This is a genomic window from Pseudomonas sp. 2822-17, assembly GCF_002742485.1.
Taxonomy (GTDB): Bacteria; Pseudomonadota; Gammaproteobacteria; order Pseudomonadales; family Pseudomonadaceae; genus Aquipseudomonas; species Aquipseudomonas cyclaminis.
This window is the reverse complement of record NZ_LJRZ01000926.1, coordinates 169323-194488: the sequence shown is the minus strand read 5'-3', so window position 1 is coordinate 194488 and position 25166 is coordinate 169323. Positions and strand designations below refer to the sequence as shown.

The window sequence follows — 25166 nt, the reverse complement described above, 5'->3', positions numbered from 1 at the left end:
CGCTGGTTAAGCTGCGAATCAAGGTCGTTCACCCCTGTTTAACCCCAATGAGCCCGTGATGTCGCCACAACCACCATCCTCCATCGAGATCGAATACGCCGAGCGCTGCGGCCTTGAACATGCCAAGGTCTGCGCAGACACGCGCCCACCGGGACTGCGTCGGCGGCTGGCGTCGTGGCGTGACGAGTGGCTGGTGCGCCAGGCGCTCAAGGTTGCCGGCGAACCGGGGTTGATCCTTGACCTGGCCTGCGGTTCAGGGCGTTTCTGGCCGGTGTTGGCCGAACACATCAACCGGGTGATCCTCGCCTCGGACAATTCCCAGGACATGCTCGACCACGCGTGCACCCACCACCCGGCGGCGTTGCTCAAGCGGGTCAAGACCTTTCAGGGTTCGGCGTTTTCCATCGGTTTGTCGGAGAACGCGGTGGACTGCATCTTCTGTTTGGAGTTGTTTCGCCATGTGCCCAACAGCGAGGGACGCCTGGCGTTGCTGCGCGAGTTTCACCGCGTGAGCCGCGATACGGTGATTGTCTCGGTCAATTCGCGCACTGCGGTAGACGACGAGTTTCGCCAGGCCGGCTTCAAAGTCCTGAACCAGCAGGAATTCATGCCAGGCTCAAACCTATGGCGGGTCTATGTGCTGCGTAAGAAAGGATAACTCCGTCCCGTAGGGCTATTCTTCATCTCCTGTCTGAGTTTTCATGGTTGCCAGTGCACTGCGGATGCTCGCTAGCCCCTTTCGCGATATATACTGCGCGCCATTCTTCAAGGGAGAGCCGTGTGGCCATCGATATTCACTGGATCTGCGACAACGATAGCCTCGGCCAGCATTGCGCCGAATGGCAGCAGTTGCCATTCGTCGCCCTCGACACCGAATTCATGCGGGTCGACACCTTTTATCCCATTGCCGGGCTGATCCAGATCGGTGATGGCGTACGCGCTTACCTGATCGATCCCCTGACCATCGACAACTGGCAACCCTTGGCCGACCTGCTGGAAAACCCGGCGGTGATCAAGGTGGTGCACGCCTGCAGCGAAGACCTCGAAGTCCTGCTGCGCCTGACCGGCAGCCTGCCGGTGCCGTTGTTCGACACCCAATTGGCAGCCGCGTACCTGAATCTCGGTTTCTCCATGGGCTACTCGCGCCTGGTCCACGCCGTGCTCGACATCGATCTGCCCAAGGGCGAGACCCGCTCGGACTGGCTGCAGCGACCATTGTCCGAGACCCAGGTCAGCTATGCCGCCGAAGACGCGGTGCACTTGGCCGAGGTCTACATTCGCCTGCGTCCGCAGCTGTCGGACGATAAATACGCCTGGGTGCTGGAGGACGGCGCCGAACTGGTGGCCAACCTGCGTCGCGAAGTCGACCCGTACGAGGTGTACCGCGACGCCAAGCTGGCGTGGAAACTGTCTCGCGCCCAACTCGCCGTGCTGCGTGAACTGTGCGCCTGGCGCGAACAGCAAGCCCGCGCCCGTGACTTGCCGCGCAACCGCATCGTTCGCGAGCACTCGTTGTGGCCCCTGGCCAAATCCCAGCCGGATAACCTCGCGGCCCTGGGCAAGATCGAAGACATGCACCCGCGCACCGTGCGTCAGGATGGCCAGTTCCTGCTGGACCTGATCAAACGTGCCGGCAGTGTGTCCATGGACCAATGGCCGCCGGCCGTGGCGGAACCGCTGCCGGTGGACGCCGCCAACCTGATCAAGCAACTGCGTGCCCTGGGCCAGACGTTCGCCGAACGCCTGGAGATGGCGCCGGAACTGATGCTGCGCAAGAAAACCCTCGAAGCCCTGGTTAAAAGCGGCTACCCCGATGGGCCTTATAAATTGCCAGACTCGCTGCGTGGCTGGCGCCGCGAGTTGATGGGCCAGGCGCTGCTCGACAGCCTGGCCACTGCCGGAGAACAGCCTTGAAACGTATTTGCTCCATCTACCGCAGCCTGAAAAAAGACGGCATGTACCTCTACGTGCTCAAGAGCGATGCCCTTGAGCGTGTGCCGGAACCGTTGATGGCCGCCTTCGGCAAGGCCCATCTGGCGTTCGAGATGATCCTGACGCCGGAGCGCAAGCTGTCGCGCGAAGACATCCTGGTGGTCCTGGAAAACCTCGACAAACAGGGCTACCACCTGCAAATGCCGCCGGCCGAGGACGAGTACATCGAACACTTGCCCGAAGAGCTGCTGCGCCGCAACGACCCGATGTAATCGGTCAGTGCCTGCTTCAGGGCACAGGTTTCAATGGAATCGTATTAGTGGGCGGTGGCCGTAAGGATGCGGGCGGCCGTCTGCATTGTTTTTGAAAGGTTTGAACCATGCGTGTTCTGATTGCTGAACAGGATCACCCGCTCTACGCCCAACTGCTCAACGATGTGGCGCCGGACCTTGAGGTGCTCACCAGTGGCGACTCGGCCGAACTGTCACGCCTGGCCGCGGATTGCCCGGTCTGGCTGGGCCAGCCGGACCTGCTGGCGACATTGCTGCGCCAGGGCCACCAACCCCAATGGCTGCAATCGACCTGGGCCGGTATCACGCCCCTGCTGGCTGAAGGCTTGCCCCGCGACTACCGCCTGACGCGCGCCGTCGGCATTTATGGCCAGGTCATGGCTGAGTTTGTCCTCACGTATATGCTCGGCCATGAGCGCGAAGTGCTGGCGCGGCTGGTCAGCCAGGTCGAACGCAAGTGGGACAGCCGCACCGGCCAGAGCCTGGCGGGGCGCAAGGCATTGATCGTGGGCACCGGCGATATTGGCCAGAGTGTGGCCGAGTTCCTGGTGCCGTTTGGCGTCAAGCTGTATGGCATTGCCAGTACTGAGCGTGAGCAAGCGCCGTTTATCGAAGTGGCCGGGCTTGATCAGCTCGGGCGTCTGGTGGGCGAAGTGGACTACGTGATCAACCTGTTGCCCAACACGCCGAACACCCACGATCTGTACGACGCGGCGCTGTTCAAACAATTCAAACCGACCGGCTTGTTCATCAATGTCGGGCGCGGTGTGGCGGTGGTGGATGCTGATCTGGTCGAAGCTCTGAAAGAAGGGCACCTGGCCGGCGCCGTGATCGACGTGTGCCGCCAGGAACCGCTGCCACAGCGCCATCCGTTCTGGACCGCCTGGGGTTTGCTGTTGACCGGGCACAGCTCTGCGCCGACGTCGCCGCCGATGATGGTGGAGTTGTTTCTGGAGAACCTGCGGGCCTATAAGGCCAATGAAGCGCTGCGCGGAACCGTGGATTTCGAGCGGGGTTACTGAACTGTGGGAGCGGGCTTGGCCCCTCCCACAGTGGCAAAGCGTCCGTCTTAAAGGCTGAAGTCACCTTCCGATACCAGCTCGCTCAGCGGCTTGCGCGGGCTTGGCGCTTCACGACCTTGCAGATACTCCGGCAGGGTCGACTTGTCTCCCAGCTTGCCAACGGCCACGGCGGCATGCAGTGCATAGCCTTCTGGAATCTTCAGTTCCTTGCGGGTCAGCTCCTGGTCGAAACCGGCCATGCCGTGGGTGTGCCAGCCGCTGAGGCTGGCTTGCAGCGCCAGGTGGCCCCAGGCCGAGCCCGTGTCGAAGGTGTGCCACAGCGCCGGGGTTTCTTCGGTGGCGCCGGGGGCGACGAAGTCGGTTTTCGAGGCGATGATCACCAGGGCCGAGGCATGCTGCGCCCAACCGCGGTTGAACTCGTTGAGCAGACCCAGGAAACGTTCCCAGTCCGGCGTGTCACGGCGCGCGTAGAGAAACCGCCACGGCTGTGAGTTGTAGGCCGACGGTGCCCAACGGGCGGCTTCGAAGAAGCTCAGCAGGGTCTCTTGCGAGATGCCCTCGCCGGTAAACGCGCGGGGCGACCAGCGGTCGGTGAACTGGGTATGGATCGGATGGTCGGCAACACGTGTCATGAGCGGTTCCTGATCGTCAATTCGGCGCTCAAAGCTACTGCGCGCCCGCTAGACTGACAAGTCTTGTTACACCGCCAGTCGTAAGCGCTTGGTTCCAAGGGGCTTGGGCACTAGACTGGCGGCCTTTTCACCTACCGATACTGATGTTGAGCCATGGCCGCCAAAGTCGAACCTTTCTGGATACGCAAAACCCTCGAACACCTCGACCAGGAGGAGTGGGAATCGTTGTGCGACGGCTGTGGCCTGTGCTGCCTGCAAAAGCTTGAGGACGAAGACGACAACAGCGTCTATTACACGCGCATCGCCTGCAAACTGCTCGACCTCAAGACCTGCCAGTGCACCGATTACCCCAACCGCCGCGCCTCGGTGCCCGACTGCATCCAGCTCACCCCAGGCCAGGCCGACCAGTTCAAATGGCTGCCGCCCACCTGTGGCTACCGCCTGGTCAGCGAGCGCAAGGACTTGCCGCTGTGGCACCACCTGGTCTGCGGCGACCGCGACGCCGTGCACCACGAACGCATTTCCCAGTCCGGGCGCATGCTCAGCGAAGGCAGCGTGCCCGAAGACGACTGGGAGGATTACCTGATCTTCCGCGCAGGCTGAAAAAGGAGTGTGTATGAAGGTGGCAACCCAGCTGGCGGCAAGCCTGGTGCTGCTGGCGCTGAGCGTGCCTGCGTGGTGCGCCAGGAAAGTCGACCTGGATTATCACGTCAAACTGCTGCCCCAGAGCGATCAGGCCGAAGTGCGCCTGAGCCTGTCACAAGGCTCGGCGGTGCGCAGCCTCGACTTCGACCTGGGCCGCACCGGCAGTTACAGCGACTTCAAGGCCGATGGCCAGTGGCAGGTCAGCGGCGAGCGTGGCGTGTGGCAACCCAGCGCCGACAAGGCCAGCCTGACCTACCGCGTGCACCTCACCCAAGCGCGCAAGCCGGGCAGCTATGAAGCGCGCATGACCCCGAGTTGGGCGCTGTTTCGCGGCGAAGACCTGGTGCCGACCGCGCGGCTCGACCAGCAGGATGGCGTCGAGTTGGTCTCGCGCCTGGTGTTCGAACTGCCGGCGGGCTGGAAAAGCGTCGAAACCGCCTGGCCGCGTATCGGCAAGCACAAATTCCGCATCGACAACGTTTCCCGCCTGTTCGACCGGCCCACCGGCTGGATGCTCGCCGGCACCTTGGGCAGCCGCCGCGTGCGCCTGGGCGAAACCGAAGTCACCGTAGCGTCGCCCAAGGGCCAGGCCATGCGCCGCATGGATGTGCTGACGTTGCTGACCTTTGTCTGGCCGCAGGTCGAGGCTGCGTTCCCGCGTCATCCGGCGAAGCTGTTGGTGGTGGGCGCCAGCGACCCGATGCGCCGGGGCGTGTTCTCGGCCCATGACTCGATCTACCTCAACAGCCGCACGCCGCTGGTCAGCGAAAACGGCAGCAGCCCGTTGATTCGTGAAGTGGTGCAGGCGATTGCACGCTTCAACGATCACGACACCAGTGACTGGATCAGCGAAGGGTTTGGCGAGTATTACGCCATCGAACTGCTGCGCCGTGCCGGCGGAATCACTGATGAGCGATATCAGGCAATACAGGTGCGCTTGAGCAAGGAAGGCAAGGACGTCACGACGTTACGTGGCGAGCACGTCAGCGGCGCAACCGTGGCGCGCGCAGTGGTGGTATTGCAGGAGCTGGACCGCGAGATTCGGGTGAAAACCCATAACAAGCGCTCGCTCGACGACCTTGCGCAGGCAGTGATGCGGGCCAATAGCATTACGACGAAAGAGTTTGTGCAACTGGCCCAAAGCATCATTGGCGAGTCGTCGGTGGTGCTGGACAGCAAGTTACTGCGCTGAAGTCCCCGTCATGCACGAAACAAAATGTGGGAGGGGAATTGCCGCCTCCCACATTTGAATCTAACCAGTGGTTTTAACGGCCTTCTCAGCCGCCACTTCAGCTTTGGTCTTCAGGTTCTTCAGCTCTGCCCCGGCACGCTCGACCTTGGTGCGCAGGCTGTTCATTTCCTGACGACCCTGTTCCAGCTTGTCCTTGAGCGAGCTGTGCCCGGTAAAACCACGGGCCAGTGCCACACCGCCAATCGCCACCTGAATCAAACCGAAAATCCCGCCACGGCGCAGGCCTTTGCCCACCATCATCACGCCACCGGCCACCGAGCCGATGCGTTCCCAGCCGTGCACGTTTTGCGTGGGCTGAGTCTGGAACGGCGTGTGTTCGATGATAGGTCGCACGTTTTTGCTGTCGCTCATGATCTGTCTCCAACAAGGGCAAGTGTAAGTAGCTGACTGCTGGCGGGCGTCGGATGTTCCCAAAAAATCAGTACTTGGGGCCCGAACGGGTGTTGTTGCCCTTGGCCAGGCGGTCATAAAGCACCACGTTGACCGTCGCGGCGAGGTTCATGCAACCGGTGGTCGGGATGTAGACCACGTCTTCGCACCAGTCACGAATCTCTTTGTCCAGCGAACCGTCTTCCGGGCCGAAGATATACAGGGCGCGGTCGGGGTGGGTGTACTCGGGCAGCGGGCGGGCGCCTTCCACCAGTTCCACGGCGACCGGGATGCAGCCCAGGGGCAGGATTTTTTTCAGGTCATCGATGCCGATCAGCGGAATGTCGTGATGGACCTTCTTGGTGTCGGTAATGAAGTCCCGGGCGCGCTCGTAACGCACGCCGGTGTAGAACACCGAGGCCACGCCGTAGCAGCCGGCGGCACGCATGACCGAGCCGACGTTTTCGGGGGATTTGGGGTTATACAGGCCGATGCAGCTGTAGCGTTTATTGCCCACGGGAGTGCCTTTAAAAAGGCAGCATTATAGCGGCAAGCTACGAGCTGCAAGTTAAAAGCAGGGCGGCTTTTTCTTGCAGCTCCCAACTTACAGCTTTCAGTCGTCCTTCTTCATCAACCCCGCCAACGCCGCAAACGGGTTGTGCGTCGCCTTGGCAATCGTCGGGCTGCTGGTGGAGCCTTCGCCGAAGTACTGCTGGTCGGTGTAGCGCGAGTGTTCGTTGTCGTGGCAATACAGGCACAGCAACTCCCAGTTGGAGCCGTCCTGGGGGTTGTCATCATGATTGTGGTTACGGTGGTGTACGGTGAGTTCGCTCAGGCGCTTGCCGGCGAATTCACGGGCGCAGCGGCCGCACACGTGGGGGTACATTTTGAGGGCTTTGTCGCGGTAGCCCATTTCCCGGTCGCGCTGGGCATCGGCCAGGATGCGGTCCAGCTTGGCGGTGTGGGAGGGCGGGTTGGTCGAGCTCATCATGGCTCCTGGCTATTTGGTGGGTCACGGATAGCGTTGATTCTAGCCGTCGGCGGGCGTTTGTAGTATCGGTTCATTCATTTCACAAGGATCTGAAACCTATGCGTTGGCACACATGGACAGTTGCACTGCTCTTCGGCGCCCTGGCGGCTCACGCCCAGGCGTTCTCCACACCTCAGCCGGGCCAGGTGATCGAGGTCGCCCTCGAACAGTTGCACCCGACCCAGGCCGTAGTGGGCTTCGATCAGATCTATTACAGCCTCGGGTTGTTTGCCGACAAACCTACCAAAGCCTTCGATGAATACTGCGAGACCAATGGTCAGGGCGAGGCCGACAAGGTGCCCAAGAACGCCAAGCTGCTCCAGCCCACCAGCTTCACCTGCAAAGACCCGGTAGGCACCCACCCCGACGATATGAAAACCGTAGTGGTCGGCCCCGGCGGCCAGTTGTACCTGACCGATGGTCATCATAGCTTCACCACCCTGTGGGAAACGCCGGGGGCCGGCCCTCGATTGAAAATGTGGGTGAGGGTGACCGACGATTTCAGCAGCAGCCCAGACCTTGCGACCTTCTGGCAGCGCATGGAAGCGGCCCGCAAGGTCTGGCTCAAGGACAATCAGGGCCAGACCCTGCCGCCTGCGCAACTGCCGGCCCACCTGGGGTTCAAGAACCTGCAGGACGACACCTTTCGCAGCCTGGTGTATTTCACCCGCAAGGCTGCCTACGGCAAGCCGGACGCGGGGGAGGTCGCACCGGAATTTCTGGAGTTCTATTGGGGCAACTGGCTGCGCACGCAGATTGATCTGGGCCAGTACGACCTGAACAAAAAAGGCGGCTACAAGGCCGCTATCGAAGCGGTGGCCAAGCGCATGGTCAGCCTGGCGCCCGGCTCACAGGTCGGGGACAGCGGTTTCACTGCGCAGCAACTGGGCGGCATGAGCAAACTGGATCGCGATGAGCTGGAAAAGACCTTCGATAAAAAAGTGCCGTATGTCATCGACTACCGCAAATCCCACAACTGACCAGGGATCAAAAATGTGGGAGGGGGCAAGTCGAATCGTCGCACCGCCCCTCCCACATTAGATTTACGCTGTCGGGGACGCATGCTCAGCCCTTGAGCTTTTCCGCAATCCAGATGGTGTGACGCGTGCCCTTGTTGCCATGGGCAAACACCTGCACTTCCTCGGCCTTGAAACCGGCCTTGCGCAGTTTGTCGCTGAACAGTTTGTCGGCGCTTGCCGACCACACCGCCAGCACGCCCTTGGGCCGCAAGGCCTTGGCGCAGGCTGCGAGGCCACCGGCGGAGTAGAGCCAGCTGTTGGCTTTTTGCGTCAGGCCTTCGGGGCCGTTGTCCACATCCAGCATGATCGCGTCAAAGCCCTGGGGCTCGGCTTGCAGCACCTTGGCCACGTCTTCCATACGGATCACGGTGCGCGGGTCCAGCAGTGGACGGCCGGACTTTTCCCCCAGCGGCCCACGGTTCCATTCCACGACGCCCGGCACCAGTTCGGCCACGACCACTTCGGCGGTTTTGCCCAGATGCTTGAGCGCCGAGGCCAGGGTAAAGCCCATGCCCAGACCACCAATCAACACCCGAGACCCCGGACGACCGGCAACCTTGCGGCAGGGGATCTCTGCCAGCGCATCTTCGGAGCCGTGCATGCGCGTGTTCATCAACTGGCCGCCGTCACCGCCCTGGATCTTGATGACAAAATCCTCGCCGTATTCGAACAGGCACAAGGCACCGCCGTTGTCGGGGATCGGGGTGGTGTCCAGCAGAACGAAACGTTTCATGGAAATCTCATTGGGAAGGGCATTCTTGCGCGGTTGGGAGTAGCCTTACGACATTCCGGTCAGGCCATGGAGCCATCGATGAAGTGCAGCATTCTAACGGTCATTGTGTTGAGCGCGCTCGCATTGGGTGCGGCGCAGGCTCAGGAGTTGCAAACCGTACCGGTCGCGCCCGCGCCAACCCCAGGTGCGCCGGGTACGCCGACACCGACGCTGTATCCCCAGGTCAGCCCGCCAGCGCTGCCCAAGACCAACGGCTCGCCGCCCTTGGCGCCCATCGTGCTGCCGACGCCACCCAAGGACCAGACGGTGCCCGGCCTGCAGCAGAACGACAGCAAACCGAAAACCCCCGGCGGTTAAAACGGTTGGGACAGTAACTGCCCATCCGCCATGCGCAGGCGCTTGGACAAGGCAATCGCAATCGCCCGGATGATCTTGGCGGCCACCCGTGGTGTTTCGTTGAGCATTTTTTCCAGGGAGTCCTTGCCCAGGTTCAACAACACGCAGTCGCTGGCCGCCACGCAACTGGCGGAGCGCCGCTCGCCGTCAAGTACCGCCATCTCACCAAAGGCCCGACCACTGCGCAGGGTGGCGATGGTCAGGCGCTGGCCGTCGTGATTGGTTTTCTGCACCGCCACCTGGCCGCTGTGGATGATGCACATAAAGGTGCCGGCATCGCCTTCGAGGAAAATCGCTTCGTCCTGGGCAATGCTGCTGATATTGAAGTAGCCGGCGGCGACGTGAAAATCCTCCGGCAACAGAGGGTCGAACAGGCCGCAGTCCATGAGCATGTCGCGGATTTCATCGTTCAGTAAAGTCGGTTGTGGCATGACTGGTCCATCAATCGGTAAGCGGTCCTGTGTTCAGACAGAACCGCCGCACTAAGTTCCTAAATTAACCCCAGCGCCTTGAACACAAATGCATATTCGAGCGCTACGTCACGTAATCCCTGGTAACGACCGCTCATCCCACCATGGCCGGCGCCCAGTTCGGTCTTGAGCAACAGCAGGTTGTTGTCGGTTTTGGTGTCACGCAGCCTGGCCACCCACTTGGCGGCTTCCCAGTACTGCACGCGGCTGTCGTTGTAGCCGGCGATCACCAGCAGATGCGGGTAGGCCTGGGCCTGGACATTTTCGTAAGGCGCGTAGGCCTTGATGCGCTCATACACCTCGGGCTCTTCGGGGTTGCCCCACTCGTCGTACTCGGTGATGGTCAGCGGCAGATCCGGGTCGAGCATGGTGTTGAGCACATCGACGAACGGCACTTCGGCAATCGCCGCCTGGAACAACTCCGGACGCTGGTTGAGCACCGCGCCGATCAACAGGCCGCCGGCACTGCCGCCGCTGATGGCCAGTTGCTTGGCGGTGGTCAAGCCTTGGGCGATCAGGTGTTCGGCGCAGGCGATAAAGTCACTGAAGGTGTTCTGCTTGTGTTCCTGCTTGCCGTTGCGGTACCAGGCTTCACCCAGCTCGCCGCCGCCACGCACGTGGGCAATCGCAAACGCGACGCCACGGTCGAGCAGACTGAGGCGCGCGTGGGAAAACCACGGGTCGAGGCTTTGGCCGTAGGCGCCGTAGCCATACAGGTAAAGCGGCGTGGTTTTGCCGAGCTGGTCGCGCTTGACCACCAGGCTGATCGGCACCTGGGTGCCATCGGCAGAGGTGGCCCACAAGCGCTGGCTCACGTAATCGTCGGCATTGAACACGCCGAGCACCGGGGTTTCCTTGAGCACCTGTTGCGCGCCGCTGGCCAGTTCCAGCTGACGCACCTGGGCCGGGCGATTGAGGGCCTCATACCGCAGGCGAATTTTGTCGCTGACGAATTCCAGGCTGTTCTGTACGTAGAGGCTGTAGGCGGCGTCGGGCAATTCCACGCGATACGCGGGCAGGCCCTGCGGGTGCACTTCGATCACCGGCAGGCCACCGATGCGCAGGCTCAGGGTCATGGCGCCGGTATTGAGGCTCACACCGTCGAGCATCACGTCATCGCTGTGGGGGATCAGGTTTTGCCACTCATCCTCGGTGGGCACATCGCCAATGTCGGTTGCAACGAACAGCGCATAGTTGATGCCATCCCGGTTGCTGCGGATAAACCAGGTCCACGCGCCATTCAGTTGGCCGTGGTCGACGTCGTATTCGTGGTCCTCGACCCGAGGCGCCAGGCAGGTGAAGGCCAGGTGCGGCTGGTCGGCGTCGAGGGCCCAGATTTCGCTGGTGGTCTTGCTGCCCAGGGCCAGCAGCAACTGGCGCTCGGAGCTGGAGCGGTAGCAATGCAGGAAGAAACGCCCGTCGGGCTCGTGGAACACTTCCTGCGCTGCCGTGCCGTCCAGGCGATAGCGATACAGTTTGTGCGGACGGTGGGTGTCGTCCAGTTCGCCGAAGAACAGGGTCAGGCTGTCGTTGGCCCAGGTCATGCTGCCGTCGCAGTCCTGGAACTCCAGTTCGCTGACCTTGCCTGTTGCCAATTCCTTCACGAACAGGGTGTAGATCTCATCGCCACTGGTGTCCAGGCTGTAGGCCAGGCGCTGGTGGTCGGGGCTGATGCTGAACGCGCCGAGGGAGAAAAAGCCGCCATTAGCCAGTTCGTTCGGGTCCAGCAACAGCTCTTCGCTGCTGTCGTCGACCTGGTTGCTGTCATCGGCCGGACGGCGGCAGCGGTAGTGCCGGGCGTACTCGTCACCGGCGGTGGTGCGGGTGTAATAGAGGTACGGGCCCCACGGGGAGGGCAGCGACAGGTCGGTTTCGAGGATGCGGCCCTTGATCTCTTCGAACAGGCTTTCGCGCAAGTCTGCCTGATCGGCGAGCTGGGCTTCCTGCCAGGTATTTTCGGCCTTGAGGTAATCGAGCACCTCAGTGCTGTCGCGTTCTTGCAGCCAGGCGTAAGGATCCTGGCCTGGGGCCTTGCGGGCAATCGGGGGGCGCGATACAGGCATGGATTATTCTCTATCTGGCGGACGGTGGCAGGCTTTGCAGCCGCGACACGCAAAAGCCGTTATCATAGCCGCCTCTTTGCCAGCCTTGCCATGGACACCATGACCGAGAACGACTATCTGACCGCTTGGGGCCTTTACGCCTTCGCCGCTTTGGGCTGCCTGTTGGTGTGGTGGCGCATGACGCGCTGGATCTGGCGCTGGCTGCGCGAGCCGCTGCAATTGCTGATGGCCGTGTTGCTGTTCAGCCCGACCATCGTCGACCCGGTCAAGACCCAGTTCGCACCGGCCGTGGCCATTACCGCCCTGGACCTGGTGCTCAAGGTCGGCAACAACGCCTGGCGGGCGATTTCCGATTTGTTCATGTACACCATGATCGCCTTTGGCGTGTACCTGGTGATTGTGTTGATCCGCTGGCCCATCGAGCGCGCCGCCAATGCGCGTCGTGAGCGCAAGGCCGCCACCGATGCAGCCCTGGCCGCTGAAGCGGTGGAAGAAGACGACGAGCCATTCCGCCGTCCGGCGCCTGTCAGCGGCATGCGGGTCGAACCGCGCCTTTAACGTTGCAGCGAGAGCCCTGGCATGTGTGAATTATTGGGCATGAGTGCCAACGTCCCCACCGATATCGTGTTCAGCTTTACCGGGCTGATGCAGCGCGGTGGGCGCACCGGCCCCCACCGCGACGGTTGGGGTATCGCCTTCTACGAAGGCCGTGGCCTGCGCCTGTTCCAGGACCCGGCCGCGAGCAGTGAATCGGAAGTCGCGCTGCTGGTGCAGCGTTATCCCATCAAGAGTGAAGTGGTGATCGGCCATATCCGCCAGGCCAATGTGGGCAAAGTGAGCCTGGCCAATACCCACCCGTTCGTGCGTGAACTGTGGGGTCGCAACTGGTGTTTCGCCCATAACGGCCAATTGGCGGACTTCAACCCGCGCGCCACGTTCTACCGCCCGGTCGGCGATACCGACAGCGAGGCAGCCTTCTGCGATTTGCTCAACCGCGTGCGCGAGGCCTTTCCCGAGCCGGTGGACATCGAGCAGATGCTGCCCGACCTGATCGCCGCCTGTGCCGAATACCGCAGCAAAGGCGTGTTCAACTGCCTGCTCAGCGATGGCGACTGGCTGTTCTGCTACTGCTCGACCAAGTTGGCGCAGATCACCCGGCGTGCCCCGTTCGGCCCGGCGCGGTTGAAGGATGTCGACGTGATCGTCGATTTCCAGGCCGAAACCACACCCAATGATGTAGTGACGGTGATCGCCACCGAACCGTTGACCGACAACGAAAACTGGACCCGTTACGAACCGGGCCAATGGAGCCTGTGGCGACGCGGTGAATGCGTCAGCCAGGGCATTACTGAGTAAGGATATCGACCATGTTGCTCAGCTATCTGCGGTTGGTGCTGTTTGCCATTGGCCTGTTGGTCGGCGTGCAAGTGCCGGGTTTTATCAACGACTATGCCAAGCGCGTCGAAGCCCACCTGATCGAGGCCCAGACGGGGCTGAGCGGGTTTGAAACCACTGCGCGGCAGTTCTTCAACGGTGATTTGAAAGCGTTGGTGGCGCATTACCGCGCCAGTGACGACCCCGTGTTCCAGAGCGACGCCAATAGCCTGGGCGCGATGCTTGATCGCCAGGTGGCGCTGGACAAGCAATTCCAGGCCATGCAAGGCCCGTGGTACATCCGCGCCTTGCAAGTGGCGGTGGCTGCCGACCCGGATATCCGCCAGGAAACCTGGAACGGCTACAGCTACCAGATCCTGCTGACCCCTGAAGCCATGGGCTGGGGCCTGGGCGGGGCGATGCTGCTGTCGTTTGGGTTGGAATGCCTGTTCCGCCTGATCGACTGGGTGGTGTTGGGCGGCAAGCGCCTGCGCCAGAGCCGGCCGATTGAAGAGCGGGACCTGAAAGGTCTTTAACGCCCAACCCGGTCCAATGTGGGAGGGGGCTTGCCCCTCCCGCATTAGATCTCCTGCATTATGGGGATCGGCGTTTATTTCGACAGGAAGCGCATGCCTTCTTCCAGCCCGCGCAGGGTCAGCGGGTACATCTGATCCTCCACCAACTCCCGCACAATCCCCGTCGACGCCGTAAAGTCCCAAGTGTCCTTCGGATACGGATTGATCCAGATCAGCTTCTTGTACTTGGCCATGAATCGCTGCATCCACACATAGCCCGGCTCTTCGTTCCAATGCTCGACGCTGCCGCCGGCCTGGGTGATTTCATACGGCGCCATCGATGCGTCGCCGATAAAGATCACTTTGTAGTCGGCGCCATACTTGTGCAGCAGGTCCTGGGTGGAAGTGCGCTCCGAGGTGCGGCGCTGGTTGTTCTTCCACACCGACTCATACACGAAGTTATGGAAGTAGAAGTACTCCAGGTGTTTGAACTCGGTCTTGCAGGCGGAGAACAGCTCTTCGCAGATTTTCACGTGGGCATCCATCGAGCCGCCGATATCGAACAGCAGCAACAGCTTGATGGTATTGCGCCGTTCCGGGCGCATCTGGATATTCAGCAAGCCGGCGTCGCGGGCGGTGTGGTCGATGGTGCCGTCGATGTCCAACTCGTCGGCGGCACCCTGGCGCGCGAATTTGCGCAGGCGGCGCAGTGCAATCTTGATGTTGCGCGTGCCCAGTTCCACCTGATCGTCGAGGTTCTTGTACTCGCGCTGGTCCCAGACTTTCACCGCCTTGCCCTGGCGCTTGCCGGCGTCACCGACGCGGATGCCTTCGGGGTTGTAGCCACCGGAGCCAAACGGGCTGGTACCGCCGGTGCCGATCCATTTATTGCCGCCGGCGTGGCGTTCTTTCTGTTCTTCCAGGCGTTTCTTGAACTCTTCGATCAGCTTGTCGAGGCCGCCGAGGGATTGGATCTGCGCGCGTTCTTCGTCACTCAGCGAACGCTCGAATTCCTTGCGCAGCCACTCTTCGGGGATCAGCGCCTGCAAATGGTCGTCGAGCTTTTCCAGGCCGTTGAAATAGGCGCCGAAGGCACGGTCGAACTTGTCGAAATGCCGCTCGTCCTTGACCAGGATCGCCCGGGCCAAGTAGTAGAACTCGTCCATGTCGGCGAAGGTCACGCGCTGCTTGAGCGCGTTGATCAGGTCGAGCAACTCGCGCACCGACACCGGCACTTTGGCGGCGCGCATCTCGTTGAACAGGTTGAGCAACATCAGCGATTACCGCGACGGCTCATGAACGCCAGACGCTCCAGCAATTGCACGTCTTGCTCGTTCTTGACCAAGGCGCCGGCCAGCGGCGGGATGGCTTTGGTCGGATCGCGTTCGCGCAGCACCGCTTCACCGATATTGTCGGCCATCAGCAGCTTGAGCCAGTCGACCAGTTCGGAGGTGGACGGTTTTTTCTTCAGGCCCGGGACTTTGCGCACGTCGAAGAACACGTCGAGGGCTTCGCTGACCAGGTCTTTCTTGATGTCGGGGTAGTGCACATCCACGATCTTCTGCAGGGTGGTGCGGTCGGGGAAGGCGATGTAGTGGAAGAAGCAACGGCGCAGGAATGCGTCCGGCAGCTCTTTTTCGTTGTTGGAGGTAATGATGATGATCGGGCGCTTCTTGGCCTTGATGGTCTCGTCGATTTCGTAGACGTAGAACTCCATCTTGTCGAGTTCTTGCAGCAGGTCGTTGGGGAACTCGATGTCGGCCTTGTCGATTTCATCGATCAGCAGGATCACCCGTTCTTCGGACTCGAACGCTTCCCACAACTTGCCCTTCTTCAGGTAGTTGCGCACATCGTGCACCTTGTCCACGCCCAACTGCGAGTCGCGCAGGCGGCTGACCGCATCGTACTCGTAGAGGCCCTGGTGGGCCTTGGTGGTGGACTTGATGTGCCAGGTGATCAGCTTGGCACCGAAGGATTCGGCCAGTTGCTCGGCGAGCATCGTCTTGCCGGTGCCCGGTTCGCCCTTGACCAGCAACGGCCGCTCCAGGGTGATGGCGGCGTTGACGGCCAGTTTCAGGTCATCGGTAGCCACATAGGCCTGGGTGCCTTCGAACTTCATCGGTGTTTCCTCGCATTCATCAATGCCCCGACTATACCGCGCAGCCCCGGCGACTGTGAACGCAGACGGGTTATTCAGTATCTGAATGGCCGGTCACATGGGATATCAGTCTGCCGATGGCTTGGGTTGCTCATAACGTGCATTGAACGCCTGGATAAAACCATTGCGCAAAATCCCCAAAAATGCAGAGAACGCGCTGACATTTTGTTGATGTACGCTGCCACTGAGCTCGACGCGGGTGGCGAACTGGTTTTTCTGCTGGTTCTTCAGCACCGTCTCGCTGGTGCCAACCACCGCCTCCCAGATCGAGCGGAAGATGTTCTTGTCCTTGTTCTCCACGTCCTGCTGCCAGTCAAACACTTCCACATCCCTTAACAACGGCTTGATGTAGCCGGTCAGTTGGCCTTTTTCGGCCTGGGCTTCGATCACCACGTCGCCGTTACCGGCCTTGAAGTCGAACTTGCCGTAGGCCGAGGCGAAGTCATTCATGCGCTTGAGCTGCAGGTCCTTGGCGCGGAAACGGAATTCGAAGTTCTCGAAATTGCTCAGTGGGTCAAAGGTGGCGCTGGCTTCCAGTGGGGCCTGGCCTTGCAGCAGGGCCTTGCCGTCGAAGCGGGCGTCGCGCTTGCCTTTGACGTCGACCACGTTGGTCAGGTTGTAGAAGCTGGCGTTGACGTCAGTGGCATCGATTTTTACCGCAGGTTTGGAGCTGAAGTTGTGGAAGGCGATCTTGCCGTCTTCGATGCGCACTTCATCGAGGGTGATGGGTGCCAGCTTGCTCAACTGCTCGCGCCAGTCGGTGCCCTTACCCGTCTGGGACGCCTGCTTGTTGGCGCCGCCGTCGACGAAGTTCACCTCAGGCTTGATAAACCGCACCTTGGCGACCACTGCATGGTCGTACCACAGCGAATGCCAGCTCACCGCCAGGTCGATCAGCGGGGCGTTGACGAACGGTACGGGCACTTTGCCGTCGACCTTCACGATTTCAAGGCCGTTGATCCGGTACGCGCCCCGCCATAGCGCCAGGTCCACGTCGGTCACCTGGCCTCGGTAATCGCCCATATTGGCGAGTTTGTCATTCAAATAATTGCGCACCAGGTAGGGCAGGGCGATGCTCAAGGCGACCAGGACCACCAGCACTCCGGCGACGGTCCATAGTGGCCAGCTGTAGCGACGTTTCATCGGGCAGTTCTCCTTGCAGATGAAACATGGACTGTCTTGATCCGCGCAACGTTCCTCTGACTGGACGCTTTGTACTACGAGGCATACCCTTGTTGCCTTCTTGAAATTGCCTACAAGGACCCGTCATGAGCCGCATTTTTGCAGACAACGCGCACTCCATCGGTAACACGCCCCTGGTGCAGATCAACCGCATCGCCCCGCGTGGCGTGACCATCCTGGCGAAGATCGAAGGGCGTAACCCGGGTTACTCGGTAAAGTGCCGCATCGGCGCGAACATGATCTGGGACGCGGAAAGCACCGGCAAACTCAAGCCGGGCATGACCATTGTCGAGCCGACGTCGGGCAATACCGGCATCGGCCTGGCGTTTGTCGCCGCCGCCCGTGGCTACAAGTTGCTGCTGACCATGCCGGCGTCCATGAGCATCGAGCGCCGCAAAGTGCTCAAGGCCCTCGGTGCCGAGCTGGTACTGACCGAGCCGGCCAAAGGCATGAAGGGCGCTATCGAAAAGGCCGGCGAAATCGTCGCCAGCGACCCGGCCACCTACTTTATGCCGGCCCAGTTCGAAAACCCGGCCAACCCGGCGATCCACGAGAAAACCACCGGCCCGGAAATCTGGAATGACACCGACGGTGCGGTGGATGTGCTGGTAGCGGGCGTGGGCACCGGCGGCACCATCACCGGCGTATCGCGCTATATCAAGAACACCGCGGGCAAGCCGATTCTGTCGGTGGCCGTTGAGCCGGTGGTGTCGCCGGTGATCACCCAGGCGCTGGCTGGCGATGAGATCAAGCCGAGCCCGCATAAAATCCAGGGCATCGGCGCCGGTTTTGTACCGAAAAACCTCGACTTGTCGATGGTTGACCGCGTGGAGCTGGTGACCGACGACGAATCCAAGGCCATGGCCCTGCGCCTGATGCAGGAAGAGGGGATTCTGTGCGGCATCTCCTGCGGTGCCGCCATGGCGGTGGCCGTGCGCCTGGCCGAGAAACCGGAAATGCAGGGCAAGACCATCGTGGTGATCCTGCCGGACTCCGGTGAGCGCTACCTGTCGAGCATGCTGTTCAGCGATTTGTTCACCGAGCAGGAAAACCAGGCTTGATGTATGTCAGCGCCGATACCTTGGGCCTTCTGCATACTGGCCCAAGTGTTTATGATGCCCGGCGCATATTTCCAGGAGTTGCTGCATGACCTTTTCTTTGGCCGCCAAACTGTCGGTGCTGCTGCTGTTTATCGGCAGCACACTGTATGTCCACTTGCGCGGCAAGGCCCGTCTACCGATGTTGCGCCAGTTCGTAAACCATTCTGCGCTGTTCGCCCCGTATAACGCCTTGATGTATCTGTTTTCGGCGGTGCCGTCCAAACCCTACCTGGACCGCAGCAAGTTCCCGGAACTGGATGTGCTCAAGGACAACTGGGAGGTGATCCGCGAAGAGGCCATGCACCTGTTTGACGAGGGTTACATCCGCGCCGCCGAAAAGAACAACGATGCCGGTTTCGGGTCGTTCTTCAAGAAGGGCTGGAAGCGTTTCTACCTCAAGTGGTACGACAAACCCCTGCCATCGGCCGAGGCGCTGTGCCCGAAAACTGTGGCACTGGTGAGCAGCATTCCCAACGTCAAGGGCGCGATGTTTGCGCTGTTGCCGGGCGGCAGCCACCTCAACCCGCACCGCGACCCTTTTGCCGGTTCCCTGCGTTATCACCTGGGGCTGTCCACGCCCAACTCCGATGCCTGCCGCATCTTCGTCGACGGCCAGGAATACGCCTGGCGCGACGGCGACGACGTGATGTTCGACGAAACCTACGTGCACTGGGTGAAGAATGAAACCGAACAGACCCGCGTGATTCTGTTCTGCGACATTGAGCGTCCCCTGAGCAACCGCGTGATGACCCGCCTCAACCGTTGGGTCAGCAAGCAACTGGGCCGTGCGACCGCGCCGCAGAACCTGGATGACGAGCGCGTAGGCGGGATCAACCAGGCGTATGCCTGGAGCAAGACCTTCAGCGACAAGTTCAGCGGCCAGGTCAAGCAGTGGAAGCGTAAACATCCCAAGGCTTACCGCATTGCGCGGCCGGTGTTGGCGGTGGTCGTGCTGGTACTGCTGTGGAAATGGCTGTTCGGCTGATCTGAAAGTTTAAACGCGGTCAAAAATGGGGAAGGGGGCTTGCCCCCGATGACAGTGGGTCAGCTACAGATTTATCAGCTGACACACCCTCATCGGGGCATGGGTATCTACACAGCTCTTAAAGGCTGGCATAAAACCCTGTGGCAAGCCCGCTCACCACAAGACCCTCGTTCGCTAAGGGTACGTTTTCACCAAAGATGTGTAGATACCCATGCTCATCGGGGGCAAGTCGAATCGTCGCACCGCCCCTCCCACATTTGATCTCCAGTGATCTTTAGCTGGCGATCAGTTGGCGCAACACGTAGTGCAAAATCCCGCCCGCCTTGAAGTACTCCACCTCATTGAGCGTATCGATCCGGCACAGCACCTCGACCTTCTCGCTGCTGCCATCCTCTCGCGTAATCACCAGCGTCAGGTTCATGCGCGGCACGATCTCCACCTCGCTCAGCCCAAGAATGTCGATCTTCTCCTTGCCACTGAGCTTGAGGGTCTTGCGGTTCTGATCGAGTTTGAACTGCAACGGCAGCACGCCCATGCCCACCAGGTTGGAACGGTGAATTCGCTCGAAGCTCTCGGCGATCACCGCCTTGACGCCCAGCAGGTTGGTGCCCTTGGCCGCCCAGTCGCGGCTGGAGCCGGTGCCGTACTCTTGCCCCGCAACCACCACCAGCGGGGTGCCCGACGCCTGGTATTTCATCGACGCATCGTAGATCGCCATTTTTTCGCCGGTGGGGATGTACAGCGTGTTGCCGCCTTCTTCGCCACCGAGCATTTCGTTGCGGATCCGGATATTGGCAAAGGTGCCGCGCATCATCACTTCATGGTTACCCCGGCGTGAGCCGTAGGAGTTGAAGTCCCGCGGTTCCACGCCTTGCTCGCGCAGGTATTGGCCGGCGGGGCTGTCGACCTTGATGTTGCCGGCGGGGGAGATGTGGTCGGTGGTCACCGAATCCCCCAGCAGGGCCAGTACGTTGGCGCCCTTGATGTCCTCGATCACCGGCAACGGGCCGGCAATGTCGTCGAAAAACGGCGGATGCTGGATGTAGGTGGAATCCTTCTGCCACACGTACGTCGCAGCCTGAGGCACTTCAATGGCCTGCCATTGCGCGTCGCCGGCAAACACCTCGGCGTATTCCTTGTGGAACATGCCAGTGCTGACCTGCGCCACCGCGTCAGCGATCTCCTGGCTGCTCGGCCAGATGTCCTTGAGGTAGACCGGCTTGCCGTCCTTGTCGTTACCCAGCGGCTCGCTGCTGATGTCGATGCGCACCGTGCCGGCCAGCGCATAGGCGACCACCAGCGGCGGCGAGGCCAGCCAGTTGGTTTTCACCAGTGGGTGTACGCGGCCTTCAAAGTTGCGGTTACCCGACAGCACCGAGGCCACGGTGAGGTCGGCTTTCTGGATGGTTTTTTCAATCGGCTCGGGCAATGGCCCGGAGTTGCCGATGCAGGTGGTGCAGCCATAGCCCACCAGATCAAAACCGAGCGCGTCCAGGTAGTGGGTGAGGCCGGCGGCGTTGTAGTAGTCGGTGACCACCTTGGAGCCGGGCGCCAGGGAGCTTTTGACCCACGGCTTGCGCGTCAGGCCTTTTTCCACGGCTTTCTTGGCCACGAGCCCGGCGGCCATCATCACGCTGGGGTTGGAGGTATTGGTGCACGACGTAATCGCGGCGATGACCACCGCGCCGTTTTTCAGGCGGTAGGTGTTGCCTTCGTATTCGTAATCGGCTTCGCCCACCAGATCGGCATTGCCCACGGCGACACCGCCGCCGCCTTCGCTTTCCAGGCGGCCTTCTTCCTTGTTGGTGGGTTTGAATTGCAGGTCGAGGAAGTCGCTGAAGGCCTGGCCGACATTCGGCAGCGCCACGCGGTCCTGCGGACGTTTCGGCCCGGCAAGGCTGGCTTCGACGCTGCCCATGTCCAGGGCCAGGCTGTCGGTGAACACCGGTTCTTGGCCGGCAATACGCCACAGGCCCTGAGCCTTGGTGTAGGCCTCGACCAATTTCACGGTTTCTGTCGGGCGGCCGGACAGGCGCAGGTAGTCCAGCGTCACTTCATCCACCGGGAAAAAGCCGCAGGTGGCGCCATATTCCGGGGCCATGTTGGCGATGGTAGCGCGGTCAGCCAGAGGCAGATCGGCCAGGCCATCGCCGTAGAACTCAACGAACTTACCGACGACGCCTTTTTTGCGCAGCATCTGGGTCACGGTCAGCACCAGGTCGGTGGCGGTGATGCCTTCCTTGAGTTTGCCGGTGAGCTTGAAGCCAATCACTTCCGGGATCAGCATCGACACCGGCTGGCCGAGCATCGCCGCTTCCGCTTCGATGCCACCCACGCCCCAGCCAAGTACGCCAAGGCCGTTGATCATGGTGGTGTGGGAATCGGTGCCGACCAGGGTGTCGGGGAAGGCGTAGGTGCGGCCGTCTTCGTCCTTGGTCCACACGGTGCGGCCCAGGTACTCCAGGTTGACCTGATGGCAGATGCCGGTGCCCGGCGGCACCACGCTGAAGTTGTCAAAGGCGCTCTGGCCCCAGCGCAGGAAGGCGTAGCGTTCGCCGTTGCGCTGCATCTCGATATCGACGTTTTGCTCGAAGGCATCGGCATTGCCGAACTTGTCGACCATCACCGAGTGGTCGATCACCAAATCCACCGGGGAGAGCGGGTTGATGCGCTGCGGGTCGCCACCGGCCTTGGCCACGGCGGCGCGCATGGCGGCCAGGTCGACCACGGCGGGTACGCCGGTAAAGTCTTGCATCAGCACGCGGGCGGGGCGGTACTGGATCTCACGGTCGGACTGGCGCTCTTTGAGCCAGGCGGCAATGGCCTTGAGGTCGGCGCCGGTGACGGTCTTGTTGTCTTCCCAGCGCAGCAGGTTTTCCAGCAGCACCTTGAGCGACATCGGTAGCTTGTCCAGGTCGCCCAGGCTCTTGGCGGCTTCGGGCAGGCTGAAGTAGTGGTAGGTTTTGTCGTCGATTTGCAGGGTTTTAAGGGTTCTCAGGCTATCAAGCGATGACATGACGCGACTCCTTATGGTCCGCACGGCTACGGACCTGACGGGACGAACAGAGCTATCAAACTAGCCCCGTTTTCATTAGCAGGCTAATAACTGGACTCTATGGGCAAGTCCAAGGTTCCGAACTCGGCTATCATGCGCGCGTTTTCATGACAGGCATTGCGATAGAGCAAGCCAGTTGCCAGGAGATTCAATGAACACCCTTTTTATGCACTGCCGCCCGGGTTTTGAAGGCGAAGTCTGTTCCGAGATCGCGGACCTCGCTGCGCGCCTGAACGTTTCCGGCTACGCCAAGGCCAAGACCGGCAGCGCCTGCGCCGAATTTGTCTGCACCGAAGAAGACGGCGCCCAGCGCCTGATGCACGGCCAGCGCTTTGCCGAGCTGATCTTCCCCCGGCAGTGGGCGCGCGGGGTGTTTATCGACCTGCCGGAAACCGACCGCATCAGCGTGATCCTCGCTCACCTGCGCGAATTCCCGGTGTGCGGCAGCCTGTGGCTGGAGATGGTCGACACCAACGATGGCAAGGAACTGTCGAACTTCTGCAAGAAATTTGAAGTGCACCTGCGCAAAGCCCTGCTGGGTGCCGGCAAGCTGGTGGACGACCCGAGCAAGCCGCGCCTGCTGCTGACCTTCAAGAGCGGCCGCGAAGTGTTCATGGGCCTGGCCGAGTCGAACAATTCGGCCATGTGGCCGATGGGCATCCCGCGCCTGAAGTTCCCGCGTGACGCGCCAAGCCGTTCGACGTTGAAGCTGGAAGAGGCCTGGCACCACTTTATCCCCCGCGACCAATGGGACGAGCGCCTGCACGGCGACATGACTGGCGTCGACCTCGGCGCTGCGCCGGGCGGCTGGACCTGGCAACTGGTCAACCGTGGCATGCTGGTGACCGCCATCGACAATGGCCCCATGGCCGAAAGCCTGATGGACACCGGCCTGGTACAGCACTTGATGGCCGACGGCTTCACCTTCGTGCCCAAGCAGCCGGTGGACTGGATGGTGTGCGACATCGTCGAGAAACCGGCGCGCAACGCCGCGTTGCTGGAAACCTGGATCGGCGAGGGGCATTGTCGCGAGGCGGTGGTGAACCTGAAGTTGCCGATGAAGCAGCGCTATGCCGAAGTCAAGCGCCTGCTGGAGCGTATCGAAGAGGGCTTCAAGGCCCGCGGCATTCGCGTGGAAATCGGCTGCAAGCAGCTGTACCACGACCGCGAGGAAGTGACCTGCCACCTGCGCCGCCTGGTGGATGCGAAGAAAACCAAGGCCCGTTAACGAGGAGTCATCAATGAGCGATATCAACGAAAGCCCTGTCGACGGCATTCTCGATGCCACCGGCCTCAACTGCCCGGAACCCGTGATGATGCTGCACCAGCACATCCGCGACCTGCCGGCAGGCGGTTTGCTCAAGGTGATCGCAACGGACCCGTCGACCCGTCGCGATATACCCAAGTTCTGCGTGTTCCTGGACCACGAACTGGTGGATCAGCAGGAACAGGCTGGCACTTATCTGTACTGGATTCGCAAGAAGGCCGACTAACCCCGCGCCTTGTCCGCCCGGATACGCCGGCGTGCACTGCGCGCCAGGCGTACCAGCAACATCCCCGCCGCACAGCTCAGGCCCACGATCAGCCCTTGCCACAAACCGCTGGGGCCGCTTGGGGCGCCGAGCCAGTCGGTCAGCCCCAGGGCATAACCCACCGGCAGCCCCACGCCCCAGTAGGCGAACAAGGTCAGCACCATGGTCACGCGGGTGTCCTGGTAGCCACGCAAGGCGCCGGCTGCCGTGACCTGGATCGAGTCCGAGAACTGGAACAGCGCCGAGAACACAATCAGCGTCGAAGCCAAGTGAATCACCACTGGGTCCGGGGTGTAGATCGTCGCGATCTGCTCACGGAACAACAGCATCAGGCTGCACGACAGGCACGCATACGCCAGCGCGGTGCCCATGCCGACACCGGCGGCGAAGCGTGCTTCCCGTGCCTCGCCACGGCCGAGGGCCTGACCGACGCGCACGGTGACGGCCATGCTCAGGGAGTAGGGGATCATGAACACCAGCGAGCTGACGTTCAGTGCGATCTGATGCCCGGACACCACCGTGGCGCCCAGGCTGCCGAGCAACAGGGCGATTACCGCAAAAATGCTCGATTCGGCGAAGATCGCGACGCCAATCGGCAGGCCAATCCCCAGCACACGCTTGATGACTGCCCATTGCGGCCAGTCAAACCGTTTGAACAATTCACTGCTCTGATAGGCCGGGCCCCAGCGCGTCCAGACGGCCAGGCCGAGCATCATCACCCACATCGCAATGGCCGTGGCCCAGCCGCAGCCCACGCCGCCCATGGCCGGCACGCCAAAGTGGCCGTAGATGAAGATGTAGTTCAGCGGAATATTCAGCGCCAGGCCGACCAGGCCCATGACCATGCTCGGCCGCGTGCGGCCCAGGCCATCGCTGAAACAGCGCAGCACGTAATACAGCGCAATCGCCGGCATCCCGGCGGCGATGCCGTGCAGGTAGCCCATGGATGGTTCGATCAGGTCGGGCTCGACCTTCATGGCATGCAGGATCGGTTCGGCGCACAGCAGCAGCAATGCGCCGATGATCCCCACGACCACCGCCAGCCACAACGCCTGGCGCACCAGCGGCCCGATCTCGGTGAACTGGCCTGCCCCGTAGCGCTGGGCGACTTTCGGCGTGGTGGCCAGCAGCGTGCCGCTCATCAGCAGGTACACCGGGATCCAGATCGAGTTGCCCAGGCCCACCGCCGCCAGGTCCTGGGGGCTGACCCGCCCGGCCATGACTGCGTCGACAAAACTCATGGCGGTGGTGGCCAGTTGGCCGATCATGATCGGCAGGGCGAGCGTCAGCAGGTCGCGCACTTCCCGGCTGATGCGGGCGGGGCGGGTGAGGGCGGTGGCGGCAGTGTTCACGTACAGGTGTCCAATTGAGAGGAGCGCAAGGACGGCGGATTCTACGCCCTGACGCAATGG

Annotated in this window: 27 protein-coding genes; 15 read left to right on the top strand and 12 right to left on the bottom strand. The window is 61.6% G+C overall.

Annotated features, from left to right (window positions below):
• The first annotated feature begins 58 nt into the window (after nt 1-58).
• The 4 genes from AOA60_RS30715 to AOA60_RS30700 all read left to right on the top strand — a co-directional run bounded on the left by AOA60_RS30715 (nt 59) and on the right by AOA60_RS30700 (nt 3244).
• Nucleotides 59-658: a class I SAM-dependent methyltransferase gene (locus tag AOA60_RS30715; RefSeq protein WP_099587460.1), complete on the top strand. Its 600-nt coding sequence runs from the start codon at nt 59-61 to the stop codon at nt 656-658.
• A gap of 122 nt (nt 659-780) precedes the next feature.
• Entirely contained in the window at nt 781-1914 is a 1134-nt protein-coding gene (gene rnd, locus AOA60_RS30710; protein WP_099587459.1) for a ribonuclease D, read from the top strand.
• Nucleotides 1911-2204, top strand: coding sequence for a YcgL domain-containing protein (locus tag AOA60_RS30705; RefSeq protein ID WP_099587458.1), 294 nt, complete (start codon nt 1911-1913; stop codon nt 2202-2204). The genes rnd and AOA60_RS30705 overlap by 4 nt, the downstream gene beginning before the upstream one ends.
• Before the next feature lie 107 nt (nt 2205-2311).
• Entirely contained in the window at nt 2312-3244 is a 933-nt protein-coding gene (locus tag AOA60_RS30700) for a D-2-hydroxyacid dehydrogenase (protein WP_099587457.1), read from the top strand.
• A 47-nt stretch (nt 3245-3291) separates the two neighbouring features.
• Here the strand turns inward: AOA60_RS30700 and AOA60_RS30695 are convergent, their stop codons facing one another.
• A complete protein-coding gene (locus AOA60_RS30695) occupies nt 3292-3876 on the bottom strand; it encodes a nitroreductase family protein (RefSeq protein ID WP_099587456.1) in 585 nt (194 codons plus the stop codon).
• A 153-nt stretch (nt 3877-4029) separates the two neighbouring features.
• Between AOA60_RS30695 and AOA60_RS30690 the strand changes: the two genes are divergently transcribed.
• A complete protein-coding gene (locus AOA60_RS30690) occupies nt 4030-4479 on the top strand; it encodes a YcgN family cysteine cluster protein (RefSeq protein WP_003172524.1) in 450 nt (149 codons plus the stop codon).
• A 13-nt stretch (nt 4480-4492) separates the two neighbouring features.
• Entirely contained in the window at nt 4493-5713 is a 1221-nt protein-coding gene (locus AOA60_RS30685; protein ID WP_099587455.1) for a hypothetical protein, read from the top strand.
• A 60-nt stretch (nt 5714-5773) separates the two neighbouring features.
• Here the strand turns inward: AOA60_RS30685 and AOA60_RS30680 are convergent, their stop codons facing one another.
• From AOA60_RS30680 to AOA60_RS30670, 3 genes are all read right to left on the bottom strand, one after another.
• The gene (locus AOA60_RS30680; RefSeq protein ID WP_099587454.1) at nt 5774-6124 is read right to left on the bottom strand and encodes a DUF2892 domain-containing protein; all 351 of its coding nucleotides are present in this window, start codon (nt 6122-6124) and stop codon (nt 5774-5776) included.
• A gap of 67 nt (nt 6125-6191) precedes the next feature.
• Complete coding sequence (locus AOA60_RS30675; RefSeq protein ID WP_003189607.1) at nt 6192-6659, bottom strand: RNA methyltransferase; 468 nt, start codon at nt 6657-6659, stop codon at nt 6192-6194.
• Nucleotides 6660-6755: 96 nt separating this feature from the next.
• Complete coding sequence (locus tag AOA60_RS30670; protein WP_003210675.1) at nt 6756-7130, bottom strand: YajD family HNH nuclease; 375 nt, start codon at nt 7128-7130, stop codon at nt 6756-6758.
• 101 nt (nt 7131-7231) lie between these two features.
• On the opposite strand from AOA60_RS30670, the gene AOA60_RS30665 reads away from it, so the two are divergent.
• Nucleotides 7232-8152: a ParB/Srx family N-terminal domain-containing protein gene (locus tag AOA60_RS30665; protein ID WP_099587453.1), complete on the top strand. Its 921-nt coding sequence runs from the start codon at nt 7232-7234 to the stop codon at nt 8150-8152.
• Between the two features lie 85 nt (nt 8153-8237).
• Here the strand turns inward: AOA60_RS30665 and AOA60_RS30660 are convergent, their stop codons facing one another.
• On the bottom strand, nt 8238-8924 hold the full coding sequence (locus AOA60_RS30660; RefSeq protein ID WP_058411058.1) for a spermidine synthase: 687 nt from the start codon (nt 8922-8924) through the stop codon (nt 8238-8240).
• 78 nt (nt 8925-9002) lie between these two features.
• Between AOA60_RS30660 and AOA60_RS30655 the strand changes: the two genes are divergently transcribed.
• Nucleotides 9003-9281: a hypothetical protein gene (locus AOA60_RS30655; RefSeq protein WP_032888738.1), complete on the top strand. Its 279-nt coding sequence runs from the start codon at nt 9003-9005 to the stop codon at nt 9279-9281.
• Here the strand turns inward: AOA60_RS30655 and AOA60_RS30650 are convergent.
• Nucleotides 9278-9751: a cyclic nucleotide-binding domain-containing protein gene (locus tag AOA60_RS30650; protein ID WP_099587452.1), complete on the bottom strand. Its 474-nt coding sequence runs from the start codon at nt 9749-9751 to the stop codon at nt 9278-9280. The genes AOA60_RS30655 and AOA60_RS30650 overlap by 4 nt on opposite strands.
• 59 nt (nt 9752-9810) lie before the next feature.
• Nucleotides 9811-11853, bottom strand: coding sequence for a S9 family peptidase (locus AOA60_RS30645; RefSeq protein WP_099587451.1), 2043 nt, complete (start codon nt 11851-11853; stop codon nt 9811-9813).
• Nucleotides 11854-11877: 24 nt separating this feature from the next.
• Here AOA60_RS30645 and AOA60_RS30640 point away from each other — a divergent pair, with 24 nt between their 5' ends.
• From AOA60_RS30640 to AOA60_RS30630, 3 genes are read left to right on the top strand one after another with little or no spacing between them, the layout of a single operon-like run.
• Complete coding sequence (locus tag AOA60_RS30640; protein WP_099587450.1) at nt 11878-12411, top strand: MFS transporter; 534 nt, start codon at nt 11878-11880, stop codon at nt 12409-12411.
• 21 nt (nt 12412-12432) lie between these two features.
• Nucleotides 12433-13209 carry a class II glutamine amidotransferase gene (locus AOA60_RS30635; protein ID WP_024074057.1) on the top strand — a complete coding sequence of 259 codons (777 nt, stop codon included), beginning with the start codon at nt 12433-12435 and terminating at the stop codon, nt 13207-13209.
• An 11-nt stretch (nt 13210-13220) separates the two neighbouring features.
• Nucleotides 13221-13763 (top strand): DUF2937 family protein, encoded by a 543-nt coding sequence (locus tag AOA60_RS30630; protein ID WP_032888750.1) that lies wholly within the window; start codon nt 13221-13223, stop codon nt 13761-13763.
• Nucleotides 13764-13837: 74 nt separating this feature from the next.
• Here the strand turns inward: AOA60_RS30630 and AOA60_RS30625 are convergent, their stop codons facing one another.
• The 3 genes from AOA60_RS30625 to AOA60_RS30615 form a co-directional block, all read right to left on the bottom strand.
• Nucleotides 13838-15016 (bottom strand): VWA domain-containing protein, encoded by a 1179-nt coding sequence (locus AOA60_RS30625; RefSeq protein ID WP_099587449.1) that lies wholly within the window; start codon nt 15014-15016, stop codon nt 13838-13840.
• The gene (locus tag AOA60_RS30620; protein WP_003210690.1) at nt 15016-15861 is read right to left on the bottom strand and encodes a MoxR family ATPase; all 846 of its coding nucleotides are present in this window, start codon (nt 15859-15861) and stop codon (nt 15016-15018) included. The genes AOA60_RS30625 and AOA60_RS30620 overlap by 1 nt, the downstream gene beginning before the upstream one ends.
• A 105-nt stretch (nt 15862-15966) precedes the next feature.
• Nucleotides 15967-17043 carry a DUF748 domain-containing protein gene (locus AOA60_RS30615; protein ID WP_099587448.1) on the bottom strand — a complete coding sequence of 359 codons (1077 nt, stop codon included), beginning with the start codon at nt 17041-17043 and terminating at the stop codon, nt 15967-15969.
• Between the two features lie 125 nt (nt 17044-17168).
• Between AOA60_RS30615 and cysK the strand changes: the two genes are divergently transcribed.
• Both cysK and AOA60_RS30605 read left to right on the top strand, forming a co-directional pair.
• The gene (gene cysK, locus AOA60_RS30610; protein ID WP_099587447.1) at nt 17169-18143 is read left to right on the top strand and encodes a cysteine synthase A; all 975 of its coding nucleotides are present in this window, start codon (nt 17169-17171) and stop codon (nt 18141-18143) included.
• An 85-nt stretch (nt 18144-18228) separates the two neighbouring features.
• Nucleotides 18229-19167, top strand: a complete 939-nt coding sequence (locus tag AOA60_RS30605) for an aspartyl/asparaginyl beta-hydroxylase domain-containing protein (protein WP_099587446.1) — start codon at nt 18229-18231, stop codon at nt 19165-19167.
• A gap of 274 nt (nt 19168-19441) precedes the next feature.
• On the opposite strand, the gene acnA is transcribed toward AOA60_RS30605, so the two are convergent.
• Nucleotides 19442-22183, bottom strand: coding sequence for an aconitate hydratase AcnA (gene acnA, locus AOA60_RS30600; RefSeq protein ID WP_099587445.1), 2742 nt, complete (start codon nt 22181-22183; stop codon nt 19442-19444).
• A gap of 190 nt (nt 22184-22373) precedes the next feature.
• Between acnA and rlmM the strand changes: the two genes are divergently transcribed.
• Together rlmM and tusA are read left to right on the top strand one after the other, a co-directional pair.
• Nucleotides 22374-23450 carry a 23S rRNA (cytidine(2498)-2'-O)-methyltransferase RlmM gene (gene rlmM, locus AOA60_RS30595; RefSeq protein ID WP_099587444.1) on the top strand — a complete coding sequence of 359 codons (1077 nt, stop codon included), beginning with the start codon at nt 22374-22376 and terminating at the stop codon, nt 23448-23450.
• A 13-nt stretch (nt 23451-23463) separates the two neighbouring features.
• Nucleotides 23464-23715, top strand: coding sequence for a sulfurtransferase TusA (gene tusA, locus AOA60_RS30590; protein WP_099587443.1), 252 nt, complete (start codon nt 23464-23466; stop codon nt 23713-23715).
• Here the strand turns inward: tusA and AOA60_RS30585 are convergent.
• Entirely contained in the window at nt 23712-25106 is a 1395-nt protein-coding gene (locus tag AOA60_RS30585) for an MATE family efflux transporter (protein WP_099587442.1), read from the bottom strand. The genes tusA and AOA60_RS30585 overlap by 4 nt on opposite strands.
• Nucleotides 25107-25166 lie beyond the last annotated feature (60 nt).

Bases quoted from the DNA above. Each gene is read 5' to 3' on its own strand.
- AOA60_RS30715 (WP_099587460.1), top strand. From the start codon at position 59: ATGTCGCCACAACCACCATCCTCCATCGAGATCGAATACGCCGAGCGC.
- AOA60_RS30700 (WP_099587457.1), top strand. From the start codon at position 2,312: ATGCGTGTTCTGATTGCTGAACAGGATCACCCGCTCTACGCCCAACTG.
- AOA60_RS30695 (WP_099587456.1), bottom strand. From the start codon at position 3,876: ATGACACGTGTTGCCGACCATCCGATCCATACCCAGTTCACCGACCGC.
- AOA60_RS30690 (WP_003172524.1), top strand. From the start codon at position 4,030: ATGGCCGCCAAAGTCGAACCTTTCTGGATACGCAAAACCCTCGAACAC.
- AOA60_RS30685 (WP_099587455.1), top strand. From the start codon at position 4,493: ATGAAGGTGGCAACCCAGCTGGCGGCAAGCCTGGTGCTGCTGGCGCTG.
- AOA60_RS30680 (WP_099587454.1), bottom strand. From the start codon at position 6,124: ATGAGCGACAGCAAAAACGTGCGACCTATCATCGAACACACGCCGTTC.
- AOA60_RS30670 (WP_003210675.1), bottom strand. From the start codon at position 7,130: ATGAGCTCGACCAACCCGCCCTCCCACACCGCCAAGCTGGACCGCATC.
- AOA60_RS30665 (WP_099587453.1), top strand. From the start codon at position 7,232: ATGCGTTGGCACACATGGACAGTTGCACTGCTCTTCGGCGCCCTGGCG.
- AOA60_RS30660 (WP_058411058.1), bottom strand. From the start codon at position 8,924: ATGAAACGTTTCGTTCTGCTGGACACCACCCCGATCCCCGACAACGGC.
- AOA60_RS30655 (WP_032888738.1), top strand. From the start codon at position 9,003: ATGAAGTGCAGCATTCTAACGGTCATTGTGTTGAGCGCGCTCGCATTG.
- AOA60_RS30650 (WP_099587452.1), bottom strand. From the start codon at position 9,751: ATGCCACAACCGACTTTACTGAACGATGAAATCCGCGACATGCTCATG.
- AOA60_RS30645 (WP_099587451.1), bottom strand. From the start codon at position 11,853: ATGCCTGTATCGCGCCCCCCGATTGCCCGCAAGGCCCCAGGCCAGGAT.
- AOA60_RS30635 (WP_024074057.1), top strand. From the start codon at position 12,433: ATGTGTGAATTATTGGGCATGAGTGCCAACGTCCCCACCGATATCGTG.
- AOA60_RS30630 (WP_032888750.1), top strand. From the start codon at position 13,221: ATGTTGCTCAGCTATCTGCGGTTGGTGCTGTTTGCCATTGGCCTGTTG.
- AOA60_RS30625 (WP_099587449.1), bottom strand. From the start codon at position 15,016: ATGTTGCTCAACCTGTTCAACGAGATGCGCGCCGCCAAAGTGCCGGTG.
- AOA60_RS30620 (WP_003210690.1), bottom strand. From the start codon at position 15,861: ATGAAGTTCGAAGGCACCCAGGCCTATGTGGCTACCGATGACCTGAAA.
- AOA60_RS30615 (WP_099587448.1), bottom strand. From the start codon at position 17,043: ATGAAACGTCGCTACAGCTGGCCACTATGGACCGTCGCCGGAGTGCTG.
- cysK (WP_099587447.1), top strand. From the start codon at position 17,169: ATGAGCCGCATTTTTGCAGACAACGCGCACTCCATCGGTAACACGCCC.
- AOA60_RS30605 (WP_099587446.1), top strand. From the start codon at position 18,229: ATGACCTTTTCTTTGGCCGCCAAACTGTCGGTGCTGCTGCTGTTTATC.
- acnA (WP_099587445.1), bottom strand. From the start codon at position 22,183: ATGTCATCGCTTGATAGCCTGAGAACCCTTAAAACCCTGCAAATCGAC.
- rlmM (WP_099587444.1), top strand. From the start codon at position 22,374: ATGAACACCCTTTTTATGCACTGCCGCCCGGGTTTTGAAGGCGAAGTC.
- tusA (WP_099587443.1), top strand. From the start codon at position 23,464: ATGAGCGATATCAACGAAAGCCCTGTCGACGGCATTCTCGATGCCACC.